13 protein-coding genes are annotated in these 13,560 nt (G+C 65.2%); 6 read left to right on the forward strand and 7 right to left on the reverse strand.

The window, feature by feature from the left end; translation table 11 throughout:
* The first annotated feature begins 365 nt into the window (after positions 1-365).
* On the forward strand, positions 366-2,837 hold the full coding sequence (locus tag ACFONC_RS08690; protein WP_386743337.1) for a hypothetical protein: 2,472 nt from the start codon (positions 366-368) through the stop codon (positions 2,835-2,837).
* A gap of 142 nt (positions 2,838-2,979) precedes the next feature.
* Here the strand turns inward: ACFONC_RS08690 and arsB are convergent, their stop codons facing one another.
* From arsB to ACFONC_RS08705, 3 genes are read right to left on the reverse strand one after another with little or no spacing between them, the layout of a single operon-like run.
* Positions 2,980-4,014 carry an ACR3 family arsenite efflux transporter gene (gene arsB, locus ACFONC_RS08695; RefSeq protein ID WP_386743338.1) on the reverse strand — a complete coding sequence of 345 codons (1,035 nt, stop codon included), beginning with the start codon at positions 4,012-4,014 and terminating at the stop codon, positions 2,980-2,982.
* 13 nt (positions 4,015-4,027) lie between these two features.
* Positions 4,028-4,546, reverse strand: a complete 519-nt coding sequence (locus ACFONC_RS08700) for an arsenate reductase ArsC (RefSeq protein WP_386743339.1) — start codon at positions 4,544-4,546, stop codon at positions 4,028-4,030.
* A 35-nt stretch (positions 4,547-4,581) separates the two neighbouring features.
* Positions 4,582-4,908, reverse strand: a complete 327-nt coding sequence (locus ACFONC_RS08705; protein WP_386743340.1) for an ArsR/SmtB family transcription factor — start codon at positions 4,906-4,908, stop codon at positions 4,582-4,584.
* Between the two features lie 17 nt (positions 4,909-4,925).
* Between ACFONC_RS08705 and arsH the strand changes: the two genes are divergently transcribed.
* The 3 genes from arsH (at position 4,926) to ACFONC_RS08720 (ending at position 7,206) form a co-directional block, all read left to right on the forward strand.
* Positions 4,926-5,684, forward strand: a complete 759-nt coding sequence (arsH, locus tag ACFONC_RS08710) for an arsenical resistance protein ArsH (protein WP_386743341.1) — start codon at positions 4,926-4,928, stop codon at positions 5,682-5,684.
* Between the two features lie 155 nt (positions 5,685-5,839).
* Positions 5,840-6,352, forward strand: coding sequence for an arsinothricin resistance N-acetyltransferase ArsN1 family B (locus ACFONC_RS08715; protein ID WP_386743342.1), 513 nt, complete (start codon positions 5,840-5,842; stop codon positions 6,350-6,352).
* Between the two features lie 461 nt (positions 6,353-6,813).
* Entirely contained in the window at positions 6,814-7,206 is a 393-nt protein-coding gene (locus ACFONC_RS08720; protein ID WP_386743343.1) for a barstar family protein, read from the forward strand.
* A gap of 218 nt (positions 7,207-7,424) precedes the next feature.
* On the opposite strand, the gene ACFONC_RS08725 is transcribed toward ACFONC_RS08720, so the two are convergent.
* Complete coding sequence (locus tag ACFONC_RS08725; protein WP_386743344.1) at positions 7,425-8,951, reverse strand: serine hydrolase domain-containing protein; 1,527 nt, start codon at positions 8,949-8,951, stop codon at positions 7,425-7,427.
* A gap of 372 nt (positions 8,952-9,323) precedes the next feature.
* On the opposite strand from ACFONC_RS08725, the gene ACFONC_RS08730 reads away from it, so the two are divergent.
* Positions 9,324-9,716, forward strand: a complete 393-nt coding sequence (locus tag ACFONC_RS08730) for a barstar family protein (RefSeq protein ID WP_386743345.1) — start codon at positions 9,324-9,326, stop codon at positions 9,714-9,716.
* Between the two features lie 650 nt (positions 9,717-10,366).
* Here the strand turns inward: ACFONC_RS08730 and ACFONC_RS08735 are convergent.
* The 3 genes from ACFONC_RS08735 to ACFONC_RS08745 all read right to left on the reverse strand — a co-directional run bounded on the left by ACFONC_RS08735 (position 10,367) and on the right by ACFONC_RS08745 (position 12,588).
* Positions 10,367-11,125: a hypothetical protein gene (locus ACFONC_RS08735; protein WP_386743346.1), complete on the reverse strand. Its 759-nt coding sequence runs from the start codon at positions 11,123-11,125 to the stop codon at positions 10,367-10,369.
* Positions 11,126-11,338: 213 nt separating this feature from the next.
* Complete coding sequence (locus ACFONC_RS08740) at positions 11,339-12,034, reverse strand: class I SAM-dependent methyltransferase (protein ID WP_386743347.1); 696 nt, start codon at positions 12,032-12,034, stop codon at positions 11,339-11,341.
* An 86-nt stretch (positions 12,035-12,120) separates the two neighbouring features.
* Entirely contained in the window at positions 12,121-12,588 is a 468-nt protein-coding gene (locus ACFONC_RS08745) for a hypothetical protein (protein ID WP_386743348.1), read from the reverse strand.
* Positions 12,589-12,836: 248 nt separating this feature from the next.
* Between ACFONC_RS08745 and ACFONC_RS08750 the strand changes: the two genes are divergently transcribed.
* The gene (locus ACFONC_RS08750) at positions 12,837-13,487 is read left to right on the forward strand and encodes a glutathione S-transferase family protein (protein WP_386743349.1); all 651 of its coding nucleotides are present in this window, start codon (positions 12,837-12,839) and stop codon (positions 13,485-13,487) included.
* Positions 13,488-13,560 lie beyond the last annotated feature (73 nt).

Here is a 13,560-nt window from a genome sequence, read left to right on the forward strand (position 1 = left end):
CGAGGCTGTGCGCTGTCTCGAGGATTTCCATGGAGCGTCCATTCCCTGCTGTTGCCATCAGCATTTCTCGTGGATCGAATTCTCGCAGCGCTGAGCGGGTAGCGACCATTTACGCCTTGGCCAAAGTCGCAGCCGCGCCGGGCTCCGCGGCGAGCCTAATTGCCGCTATCGTGAGCCGCGTGTCTTGACGGCAGTGCGACTGGCGCCCGCCTTGGCAAGCCTTCGCGGCCGCCACCAGCCCACGGGGTTGGACCGCGTTGTGCGCGTCACCGGGGCGCGGTACGGTGCGATTGGGGAATTGATCTTTTGCTGTATCGACTGGATGCGCACGGGATGCGCGCATCTTCAACGTATGCGGATGCGACATGCATAGCCTCTATCAATCCGAACTCGCCATTGCTCGTGGGCTTAGCCCCGGCGTCGCGGCGCTCACACACCTGTCCTCAATCCTCCGGTCCGTGCTCCAGAGTGCGGCGATCTGCGCGATCGAGATCGTCCATCAATCGGCGCCCGCGACAGAGCACGACTGGGAGTTGGAGGGGTACCTCGACCGTTTCGGCCAGCCATCGGACGGCTTGCCCATCGAAGTCCTCGATCACCTCGTTCCGGCGATTCGCGGCATGGTGTCGCGCCAGTACTTCCGTGGCTGGTTCGAGACGAGTGATGCCGGCGATCCGCCGCTTGTCTCTGCGTTGAGTGAATGGGTCCGATTTCGCAATCAACGCTTGGGCCACGGGGTCGTCGATGCGCCCACTTCCGCCTTGTGGTCCGAGAAAACCGAAGCACTCATCATGCGGCTCTTGGCGGTCGATACCGGCGTGTTGCCCACGAGCACGAAGGCTGGCTTGCATATCCGCGTCGGCGATATCGACGTGCGGATCACCACGCCGCTTGTCATTGACGAGCGCCCGATCGTCGTCACGAAGGTCGGTCCCAGCCGAGGTGTCTGGAAGCTGCATGCGCAGCTGCTGTCGTTGCACAACGCTCGCGTGCTGACTGTCGATCTACCCGCGACCAACGTTTTCGTCGCCGACGGAGTGCGGCCGGACAAGTTCCGCTGGACCGAAGTCCCGTCCAGCGACGGGTCAAAGCTCGTGCTTCACAACATCCCGGGTCGACAGACGTCGACGTTCGTTGGGCGAAAGCGCGAACTCGAAAAACTTGTCGACTGGTTCGACGAAATGACCGACTACCGTCCATGCCTCGTATTCGGTGATGGCGGCTTCGGCAAGACTACATTGGTGCTCGAGTTCTTTAATTCGCTCATCGAAGGCGAGGACGAAATCAAGGCGCCGGTGCCGTCAATCATCAGCTATTACACGGCCAAACGAACACGATGGTCGGAGGATGGACTCATCCACATTAAGGGCATGTCCGAGGCGATGGAGGACAGCGTCCGGGAGCTGATGTACTGCCTCCGCCCTGTCCTGAGCCGGGAGTGGTACCGGGCCGAGGGCCGCGCCCTCGTCGACAAGGCGGCAGGCGAACTGAGGGCAGAGGGCTTCTCCCGTGATGACGTGCTGCTCATCATCGACAATACCGAAACGCTCGCGACGTCCACCGCTGACGCTGAGGCCTTGGGCGATTTCCTCAAGCACGTGGCGAGGTCCATCGGGCGGGTCGTCATCACGTCTCGACGGCGGGAGCTGCTCGCCGCCGAGCCTGTGCCTGTCGCCAAACTTTCGGATCCCGAAGCTCTCACGCTCATCCAGCGGCTCGGTGACGTATATGGGGCGGTCGCGATCAAGCAGTCGGGCGACGCGAAGTTGCGTCGTGCCTGCGAGCAACTGATGTATAAGCCGCTGCTCATCGACACACTGGTGCGATACGTCGCGCGATCGTCATCGAGCGTGCAGGAAGGCTTGGACCAAATATTGCGCAAAACCAACGATGAGCTCCTAGAATTTCTGTACGAAGACGCGTGGCAGCGAATGCTGCCGACCGTCCAGGATGTCTTTATGACCCTCGTTCTGTTGGTCACGCCCGTCGATGGAAAGTCGGTGGGCGATGTTTGTCGCGAGATTGGCGTGCAGCACGCGGAGTTCCAGGCGAGCCTAGCCGAAACCTACTTCGCCACGGTCGTTGACCACGGTGAGACGTACGACATGGAGATCGTCGAGCTAGCTAAGGAGTTCTTCAGGCAGAAGAAGAAGCGTTTGGTCGGCCACGACGCGGAGAAGCTAGAGAAGATCGCGACTCGAGTCGACAAGCTCGCAACGGAGCGCTTTGAGATCGCCAAGAACTATCGCCAGGATCGTGTGGCGGATGCTTTCCGGAGTGAATTCGCGAAGGCGGCGAAGATCGCGACCTTCAAAAAGGATCATACGGGTGCCCGAGAGCTCTTCGAGCTGGCACTGCAGGACGAGCCGTTGAATGCGGCGCTGCGTGAGCGGTACGCGTCGTTCCTCTTTCGAACCATACGTGATGCGGCGGCGGCGCTCCCCGTAGCTCAGGCGGCCGTCGACCTCGACCCCAAGAACGCCGATGCCCACCTGACACTGGGCCTGATCCTCTACAAGCAGGGCCAGCTGGGTCCCGGCGACAAGTCGATCGCGCGGGCGGAGGAACTGGGCAAAACCACCGCTCTGTGCATGCTGAGGCGCGCAATCGCGCGATACCACGCGGTTGCTCGCCAACCTTACGCGCGATCGAGCTCGCGTCTTTTGCGCGAGGCGGAACAGTTCATCGAGTTGGCCATGCGCACCGGCAACACAAAGGACCTTTATTACGAGAAGAACCGCAAGGTAGCTGAGAAGTACGCAGCGATGATCAGCGCGCTGAGGAGTCGGATCAGCCGCCGCGAAGCGTCAGCCGACAACGCGCCGGAACATGCTTAGGAAGTTTCCTGCGGATTCGCTGAGCTGCGTTGTCGGCCGGTGCGTACACCGATCGGAGGCACAAGTGTTCGGGTCGAAGCGGACTAGCGTGTCGGCCATGGCCAGCCAGTGTCGGCTTGCGACCCAAAGCGGGCCTTCCTCCCTACACGCCTGGCAGCGCCCGCTCATACCAGCATCGCGAGCGGTTCACGATCTTCACCACCGATAGCATCACCGGCACTTCGATCAACACGCCGACCACGGTTGCCAGCGCCGCGCCCGATTGCACCCCGAACAGCGCAACCGCTGTGGCAACCGCAAGTTCAAAGAAGTTGCTCGCCCCGATCAGTGCGGATGGTCCGGCGACGCAATGCGCCACACCCAACCTGCGATTCAACAGGTAGGCGAGTCCAGAGTTGAAGTACACCTGGATCAGGATCGGAACCGCCAGAGTCGCGATGATCGCGGGCTTCTCGATGATCTGTTGTCCTTGAAAGCCGAACAGCAACAGAAGTGTTGCCAGCAACGCAACCAGTGATATCGGCCCGAGGCGTGCAAGCGTCGCGTCCAGCCTTGCGGTGTCGCCATCGGCCAACAACCAGCGACGAAGCACAACCGCAAGGGCCACCGGCACCAAGATGTACAGGCCAACGGACAACGCCAACGTGTCCCAAGGCACAGTGATCGACGACAGCCCCAGCAGCAGCGCCACCAGCGGCGCGAAGGCCACGACCATGATGGCGTCATTGAGGGCGACCTGACTGAGGGTGAAGTTGGCGTCACCCCGGCACAGGTTGCTCCATACGAACACCATGGCAGTGCACGGCGCCGCGGCCAGCAGGATCAAGCCCGCCATGTAGGAGTCGATCTGATCGGCTGGCAACCAGTCCACGAAGATGTGCCGGAGGAATATCCACCCCAGCAGCGCCATGGAAAACGGTTTGACCGCCCAGTTGATGAACAGCGTGACGCCGATGCCCCGCCAGTGCGTGCCTACGTCGCGCATTGCGCCGAAGTCGACCTTCAGCAGCATGGGGATGATCATCAGCCAGATCAGCGCGGCGACGGGCAGGTTGACCTTGGCAAGCTCAATGCGGCCGAGGACGGCAAACGTGTCGGGGAACAAGTTCCCGAGCGTGGTGCCGGCAACAATGCACAGTCCCACCCACAAGGTCAGGTAACGCTCGAACGTTCCCATGCGGGGCGCCGCATCAGTCACGATATTGCGCCTCGTCGTCCGGCTCCACGAATCCAATGCGATCGAGCGCCTGCTTCAAGCCTGTGCGGTCTTCCCAGATGGCCGAGGGCAGCGCCAGCAGCGCCAGCAGCCGCGCCTTGACGATTCGGTGGGCCTGGCGGAAGGCTTCGCGCTTGACGGTGTCGTCGCCTTCGACCGCCGCCGGGTCAGGCAGCCCCCAGTGCACCCGCAGGAAATCGCCGAACACGACCGGACAGGTTTCGGTCGCGGCCGAGTCGCAGACGGTCACCACCAGATCCATCGGAGCCACGCCCGGGGCCGCAAACTCGTCCCAGGATTTGCTGCGCAGGCCGACGGTCGGGATGCCTTCGACTTCCAATTGCTGAAGTGCATACGAATTGACGGCACCAGTGGGCTGGCTACCGGCACTGAAGGCCTCGAAGCGGTGGCCGGCCCAGGCGCGCAGCGTGGCCTCGGCCAGCACGCTGCGAGCGGAATTGCCCGTACAGAGGAAGAGTGCGCGACGTTTCATGGAGAAGGCTCGGGTTGGATGGACAGGGCAAGCGGTCAGCAGGCGCAACCGGTTGCAGGGGCGCACCCGTCGTCCGGTGCGCCGACGCAGCAGTTGTGGGTCAGGTAGGCGACGAGTCCGTTCATCACCTCGAAGTTGGCGCGGTAGCAGACATTGCGGCCGCGGTTCTCGCTGTCGACCAGGCCCGCATGGACGAGCTCCTTCAGGTGAAAGGACAGGGTCGCCCCAGGCACGACCAGCGCTTCGCCGATCTCTCCGGCCATGCGGCCTTTGGGACCGGCCTCGACAAGCAGCCGGAAGGCAGCAAGACGTGTGGAGTGCCCGAGCGCCGTCAATGCGGTGATTGCCTGATTGGTTTCCATTATTTTAGAATAATAGAATGAATATCGGCCAGCAACCCCCCGAAAGTCCGGACCTTCCTCAACTGACTCCCGCCCTTTTGCCAGCCCCGCGGCACGATGTCCTGGGCGTCGACGCCAGCGCGCATCCGCCTCGTATCCTGCTTCTGTACGGCTCGCTGCGGTCGCAGTCCTACAGCCGCAAGCTGGCGCTGGAGGCTGAGCGCATCCTGCGCAAGCTCGGTGCCGACACACGGGTGTTCGATCCCGACGGGCTGCCGTTGCTGGACAGCGTCGACCGCAACCACCCCAAGGTCCAGCAGCTACGTGAATGGTCGCAGTGGTCGGAAGGCCAAGTTTGGGTTTCGCCCGAACGGCACGGGACGATAACCGGAGTGTTCAAGAACCAGATCGACTGGCTTCCCCTCGAGGACGGCAGCGTGCGGCCCACACAGGGGAGGACACTCGCAGTCATGCAGGTGTGCGGAGGCTCGCAGTCGTTCAACGTGGTCAATACGCTGCGCGTGCTCGGGCGTTGGATGCGGATGGTGACGATTCCCAACCAGTCTTCTGTGGCCAAGGCCTGGCAGGAGTTCGACGAAGGAGGCCGGATGCGACCTTCTCCCTTCTACGACCGCGTCGTGGACGTCATGGAGGAGTTGATGAAGTTCACCCTGCTCGTGCGCGGACGGAGCGACTACCTGGTTGATCGCTACAGCGAGCGGAAGGGCGCCGATGCGGCCCGTCGCCTCGCCCAGGAGTCCGGTGCGGTCGAAGACAATCCTGCAGTGGCTACCTGACAGGCACCATGTCGTGTCGGCTCATGGTGTCGAGCGACAAATGCAGCAGCTGATGGAGACCCGGCGTGAGCCAGTGGGGCAATTGATTCGCAGGGATCTTTCCCCGGACAATCCCCGCCTTTGCAGGCAATGTTGCTTGCCGGAAGACGATTCGCATGGACATCCGCAATGCCACGGTCGATGACGCGGCAGCAATCGCCGCGATCTATAACCCATATGTCGCAAATACCTGTACCACCTTCGAAACCGACACCGTCTCGGCGCAGGACATGCGTGAGCGGCTCGCGGAAGCAGACGAGTTGCAGCTCCCGTGGCTCGCTGCGACGGAGAGCGGCTCGGTTGTCGGTTACGCCTACGCTTCCAGATGGAAGGGGCGCTGCGCCTATCGGCACTCGGCCGAATCGACGGTATATCTGGATCAGTCAAGCCGGGGGCAAGGCATCGGGCGGGCGCTGTACACCGTGCTGATTGATCGCCTGCGCGCCCAAGGCATTCATACCGTCATCGGCGGCATCGCGCTGCCGAACGACGCCAGCATCGCATTGCATGAGCGGCTTGGTTTCGAGAAAGTTGCCCACTTCAAGCAGGTGGGCTTCAAGCGGAATCGGTGGATCGACGTTGGATACTGGCAACTTTTGCTTAACAAGTTCCGCGAGCAGGCAGCCTGATTCGTACGTTGATCGAACGTTGATTCTTGGCCGGAGCAGTCACCAACGGTCTGAAACTGTGTAGCAGTTGCCGGGTGGGTCAACGTACGCGCATGTCATCGCCTTGGCAAAGGCACGCAGGCCGACCAAAACGGGGTCGGAGTCGACCTTGTACCCAGCGTCCGCTTCTGGCCGAAAGGAGCCGCCACTTCCCTCGGAAGCATCTCGGGGCAGCCGTTCTCTCCACGCCCTGCGCCATGGCGTTGCCGTTGTGGTCGACAACTGCCGCGCCCGCTGGACTGCCGGCGCGTTCCGCCGTGAGCCGGCCCGGTCGGGCCGGCTGCCGGGCAAGGGAAGAACGGGGTGGGAAGAACGGGGTCAGGTTTACTTTTCGCGCGAAGTCCCCGTTCTGGGAGGAATGAAAGTCCACTCTGGCCCCTGTTTTCTCATGATCGGTTGATTGCGCGTAGATTTGCGCTGCAATGACCCAGGCCCTCACCCTCGACGGCACGCGCATCCACGACATCCCGTCGTTCTACGACGAGATCAACCGGGTATTCATGGTCGGTGTCGGCTGGACGCTCGGCCCCAGCCTCGATGCGCTCGACGACATGTTGTACGGCGGTTACGGCGTGCTCGACGGCGATGCGCCGGCGACGCTGGTCTGGACGGACTTCGAGGCGAACCGCGAGGCGCTCGGCGTCGAGACGACGCGACAATACCTGCTCGGCAAGCTGGCGCAGCCCGAGCGCTTCAACAGCGCGCACTTCCAGCGCGCACTCGATGCGCTGGAGGCCGGGGCGGGACAGACCTACTTCGACATCGTGCTGGAAATCATCGGAGCGCATCCGAACATCACGCTGCTGCCGCGCTGATGCCGGGGAAACACTGCACTGGTCGAACGGAGTCGGTTCACTTGTGTGGCTGTTGAGAAGTGAATCTGCCCTTCTGCCCGGCAGCGGGCCTGGTCGGGCCGGCTGCCGGCAAGATCCGGCGATGTGGGCCGTCGTGAGACTCAAAGCGAAAAAGGTGTCAGGGTCAGTTTGCTTCAAGGCCTGCGCGCCTTCGATATCGGCTCGAGATCCCGTGCGTTCTACGTGGACCCGGCACCCGCACGGTCGAACACCAGCACCCCGTCATCGGCGATGAGCCTGGCTTGCGCGACTTGTCGATCGCTTCCCCTGTCGAACACGATCTGCAGGGTGCCGGCGGGGACGTAGGCGTCCGGGAAGACGAATCGATGGCTGCTGACGGGTTTCAGGGATTGCAGCCGGCCATCGGCCTCCAGCGCGAGTCCCTCGGCGGTGCGGCTGACCACCAGTTCCTCCGCCTCGATCCTGGTGTCCAGGATGCCGGCCAGGACCGGGCTCTGGCTGGCGCGCCGTGCATAGCGGCCGGTGAAGCCGTCGAAGAGTTCCGATGCAGCGGTGGAACTGATCCGGACGGACCAGTCGCCCGGCCAGCCGAGCACATCGGATACCGCGTTGCGGATCTCGTCGCCCAGGACGCCGCCGCGCTCGCCGTTGGTCAGGATCACCAGCCCGTCGCCCGTCAGCAGGTTGCCTTCGATGTAGGCCTTGTAGCTGTCGTTGGCGCCTGCGTGGTGGAAGATCCGCGACGCGCCCTCGCCGGCCAGGCGAAGCCCGAGTCCGAACGTGCCGGGCGAGACCTCGGTCATCATGTCGAACGCCAGTTCCCGCGGCAGGAAACCATCGCGTCCGCGATAGCTTTCGCCCAGCGCCCCGACCAGGCGGCCCAGGTCGCGGGCAGACGCCCACAGCCCGGAGGGCGCCAGTTCGGGAAAGCTCTGCCACCCGCGGGGGAGAGCGGTGGGCCGGCCGCTTTCGTCGTGGGCATGCGCGATATCGGCGGTGTCCCGGGCGGGCGTGGCATCGAACCGGCTGCGGGTCATGCCGAGCGGCTCGAACAGGTGCCGCTGCGCCACGGTATCGAAGGGCTGGCCGGTCGCATCCTCGATGACGGCCTGCACGACCATGTACCCGCCCCCGGAATAGCGGGAACGCGTGCCCGCGCGGTCGATCCGCGCCAGTGGCTTGTTGAGGGCCGGGGGTTCGCCGGTGAGGATCTGCACGAGCGATGGCAGCTGCGCGGACGGGTCGAAGTCCTTGAAGCCGTGCACGTTGAAGCCGGCCGTGTGCGACAGGAGCATTCTCAGCGAAATGCCGGTCTCATCGCCGTCCGGTCCCGGCGGGATGCGCCAGCGACGCAGCCAGCGGCCAACGTCCGCTTCGAGGTCCAGGATGCCGTCGGCGACGAGCTTCAGGCACAGCGCCGCGGTCGCCACCTTGCTGACCGAGCCGACGGAGAACAGCGTGTCCGGCCCCACCGGCATGGTGCTGCCCGCCAGCCTGGAACCGTAGCCTTCGAGCACCTCCACATCGCCATTGCGGAGGATGGCGACGGCGACGCCGGGTACGGCGTGGAACGACATTCTTTCCGCCAGCGACCACCGCTCGACCCCGGTATGGACCGTGGGGCGCAGGCGGGATTCGAAGGATGGTTTCGAGGATGGCGGCCGGGATTGCCCGGAAGCCGACAGCGAAAGAAACGGCAGGGCCAAGCTGCCGGCAAGAAGCTCCCGACGGTTGATGACAGGCATGTGCTGCCCTCCATTGTCTGGTTGGCAGCGCCCGCCCGGTAGGGAATGCAACGCTGGTCCGGTGCCCTAACCAGCGCCATCGCGCGAACGCGATGGACCGAGGGTACAGAAGATCGATCGTCGTCTTCAATCGGTGGCGGCGCCCAGGGACGATGGCCCGAACGCGGCGGGCCGATCACGCGCCCGTCAGAACGCTTCGTGCCTGCGGGCGAAGCTGGATCCGGACAGCTTGCTGCCGAAGCTCAGGAAGCGACGCCGAAGAACGGGGTCAGGTTTACTTTTCGCGCGAAGCCCCCGTTCTGGGAGGAATGAAAGTCCACTCTGGCCCCTGTCTTCTCATGGTCGGTTGATTGCGCGTAGATTTGCGCTGCAATGACCCAGACCCTCACCCTCGACGGCACACGCATCCACGACATCCCGTCGTTCTACGACGAGATCAACCGGGTATTCATGGTCGGTGTCGGCTGGACGCTCGGCCCCAGCCTCGATGCGCTCGACGACATGCTGTATGGCGGTTATGGCGCGCTCGACGGCGATGCGCCGGCGACGCTGGTCTGGACGGACTTCGAGGCGAACCGCGAGGCGCTCGGCGTCGGGACGACGCGACAATACCTGCTCGGCAAGCTGGCGCAGCCCGAGCGCTTCAACAGCGCGCACTTCCAGCGCGCACTCGATGCGCTGGAGGCCGGGACGGGACAGACCTACTTCGACATCGTGCTGGAAATCATCGGAGCGCATCCGAACATCACGCTGCTGCCGCGCTGATGCCGGGGAAACACTGCACTGGTCGAACGGAGTCGGTTCACTTGTGTGGCTGTTGAGAAGTGAATCTGCCCTTCTGCCCGGCAGCGGGCCCGGTCGGGCCGGCTGCCGGCAAGATCCGGCGATGTGGGCCGTCGTGAGACTCTGCGCGAGGCGATTTGGCTTGCGTGCAAGGGTTTCAGGTCTGCGCGCAAGGGTCTGACCCTTGCGCGCAAGCCAAAAAGCGCCGCGCTCCGACCGCTGAGGTCCGAACGCCGACCAATTTCATTGGACGCCCGACCGTTCTGGTCGGGCCGCGAACCAGAAAGCCTCGCGCGCAAGGCGTTCCGGCTTGCGGCTGGAGCAAAAAGCATCGCGTTTCGAGTCGCGGAGGCCGGCGCGCGAGGCAATCCGGTCGGAACGCCGGTCAATCCGGTTGGAACGCCAGGCTTTTCGCCTTGCGCGCAAGGCTTTTTCGCCGGCGGTCGGGACTTTTCCGTTGGCGCGCCGGGCTCAGGCCCTTGCGCGCAAGCCCTGGACCCTTGCGCGCAAGGGTCTGAGCCTTGCGATCGGGGCGTTCGCGGACGCGTGCGGCGACGAAGAACGCGGGTTCACTCCAACGTGGAGGGAACGACGCAAAGCAGGGTCAGAGTCAACTTTCCGCGCGTCCTGCGTTACCACATCAACGCCAGCAGCCACGCATCCAGGGCGGTGCCCGGCAGGGCGAACGCGGGTGCGAGGTGCACGACCAGGAAGAACGGGACGCCCCACAGCGTTTCGCGGTGCACGCGCCGCAGGGTGAGCAGGTCGTGCAGCACGAGGATCGCGGCCAGCAGGAGCAGGCCTCCGATGGTCAGCAGGATGGCGTCGATCCCGGCGAAGGCCGGCAGCCCGGCGATGCGGATCAGCGCCGGCGAGATGATCGAGAACGAGGCGAGCAGCATCAGGCGCCGGTGCGCGTCGGCCTGCCGGCGCTTGCGCAGGCCGCGCACGAGGAACACGACGTAGGCCACCAGTGCGCCGAGGTCGCCCCAGGCGATCAGCCCGATGAGGCCGCGCTGCGCGTCGACGTCGATGCCGTCCGCGCGCCAGTTGTGCACGATATGCAGGATGGTGAACAGCGAGGTGGCGACCACTCCCGCGGCAACAACGGCGGCCAGCACGCCCAGCCGGCGGTGCGTGGCGACGTTGCCGGTCGAGACCAGCAGGGCCTGCGCCGCGAACAGCACGAACCACGCCGCGACCACGGTGCCGTGCAGCACGAGATGGGGCTTGAGCGGGATGCCGCTGCCGTCGCGGAAGAAGAAGCTGTTCCAGAAGCCCGCGATCACGGCCGCCAGCAGCAACAGTCCGATCGAGGCAGCGAACACCCTGCGTCGCGGTGGCACGAAGGTGGCCGCTTGCGGCAGCGGCAAGATGCTCGGGTCGTGCATCGACGCTCTCCCTCTCCGGGTGCGGCTTGCCGGTCGTTCCCGCCGTTCGGGCGGCTGCGGCGGGCCGTCTCCGGTCTGTAACGCGGAAAAGGCGGCAATGCAGCCAGCATCGCGAGCGGTCGCGGGAAAAGAACGGGGCCGGGGCCGCTTCCGTGGCTCGGCTGCCTCTTTCGAAGGTCGTTGGCGACGGGAGTGCCGCGCCACCGCGCCCGATCAAACCCGCCGCGCGCACCAGCCGTGGATCATCCCTGCCTGGTGGAAGCGCAGCGGGGTTTCGAATCCCGCATCGGCCACCAGCGCCGCCACGCGATCCGGCGGCAGGATCGCCACGTCGCGGGCGTAGTTCGCGCGCATGCGTTCAATCGCCTCATTGTCGAGGCCGGCGCCGGACATGGTGCGCATCCACAGCTGCAGCATCGCGCGGTAGTCGGGCGCGCTGGTGTCCCAGGCCAGGTCCGCCCACGCGAGCGTGCCGCCCTTGCGCAGACGACGGCCGATGGCGGCGAAGAAGGCGGTGCGCTCGGCGGGGTCGAGCAGGAACTGCGACACGAGGAAGCAGGTGGCGCCGTCGAACGCGGCGTCTTCCGGAAGCGTCTCCACCAGTCCGGCGTGGAACTCGCAACGTTCGGCGAACCCGTCGCTCTCGGCGCGCGCGCGGCACGCTTCGATCATGCCCGGTGCGGGGTCGAGCGCGAGGAAGCGCCAGCGCGGGAAGCGCCGCGCCAGGTGCGCGATCTCGGCGCCGGTGCCGGCGCCGACGCACAGCAGGCGCGCGTCTTCGGGCAGGTCGGCGAACACGGTTTCGAGCAGGAAGTGCAGGCTCTCGCGGATCGGCGCCATCCGCGCCCACTGCGCGTCGTAGCCGGCGGCCTGCTGGTCGAAGAGGGTGTCGAGTTCGTGCTGCTGCATGGAAGGCACTTCCGGAACGTGGGTCGCCTCCACGATACAGAAGGCGTCAAGCCGCCCGGCGCCTGTTCCCCTTGCGGCAGAGTGCGCTAGCGTCGGCGGATGCGCGTCCAGATCGGCCGCGCGCAGGCGATGCCGATGCCCAGCGAAGCCAGGGCGACACCCAGCTTCTCAACGTCGATGTCGTCGCTGGTCAGCACCGACCACATCACGAACACGCCGCCGCCGCCGAACAGGAGCGTGGCGAACAGCCAGGCGCCGAGCCCGGTACGGGCCATCCTGGGCGGTTCGCCGCGCGCTTCGCGGCGGGCCAGGGCGCGCGCTTCGAAGCGACGGACGACGGGGAATGCGATCGCCGCCAGCACCAGCGCGCTGCCGGCGAAGATCGCGAGCTGCCACCAGCCGGCATCCTTCAGCGCGGGCCACCGGAGGTTCGAGAAGATGACGACCGCGCCCGCGGCGACTGCGCACAGCAGGATGATCGCGAAAGGCGAGGTGCGGTAGGGCACCGGCTTGTACAGGTCGGCAAGCGGCTGCCCAGGTTGGTCATGCCTCATCGCGTGCACCTTGTGCAGGAGCGGGAGTGGTTCTCACGGCCGTCATCTTGCCCGGAATCGTTCGAAGAACGAACCCCGATCCGGGCGGGAGTCGCCTGCGTGCTGCTGCATGCCCGGAGAGATGTCGAATCGATGCCTGGTCGTTCGTCGTCGCACCGTGGACCCGGATGGCGTCGCAGCGCCTCCCTTCCATGTCGCATGCATTCGCCGGGCGGATGCATCCATCCATCGACCGTGCGAGACAAACGATGACCCCGACCATCACCGCCTTTGAACGTTCACCCGACCGCGGCCAGGGCCTCGCGCGCGACATGCGCGTGCGCTGGGCGCTGGAGGAAGTGGGCCAGCCCTACGATGTCCGCTTCGTTTCCTTTCGGGCGCTCAAGCAAGCCGCGCATCGGGCGCGCAATCCGTTCGGTCAGATCCCGACCTACGAGGACGGCGACCTGGTCCTGTTCGAGTCGGGGGCGATCGTGTTCCATATCGCGCAGCAACACGCCGGGTTGCTGCCGGACGATCCGGAGTCGCGCCTGCGCGCGCTGGCCTGGATGTTCGCTGCAACCGGCACCGTGGATCCGCCGATCATGGAACGTTCGATGGTCGCGCTGTTCGAACGCGACAAGCCGTGGTTCGAGGAGCGCCTGCGCGTTGTCGACGAGCGCGTGCGCAAACGGCTGGACGAGCTGTCGGCCCGCCTGGGCGACGCCGACTGGCTCGACGGCGGTTTCAGCGCCGCCGACCTGCTGATGGTGCATGTGCTGCTGCGCCTGCGATCATCGGGCCTGCTGGATGCGTTCCCGCGCGTGGCCGCCTACGTCGCCCGCGGCGAAGCGCGACCCGCCTACCAGCGCGCGTTCGCCGCGCAACGGGCGGTGTTCACCGCGCACGCTGGTGGTTGAAGCCTCCCGCCTGGTCACCATCGTGTTGTCATCACCGTGCCCGGTTTGTGCCGGAGGCGGGGCAGCGGGCACC

Origin of the sequence: Luteimonas soli (genome assembly GCF_042648865.1) — a bacterium.
In the GTDB taxonomy this organism is placed as follows: Bacteria; Pseudomonadota; Gammaproteobacteria; order Xanthomonadales; family Xanthomonadaceae; genus Luteimonas; species Luteimonas soli.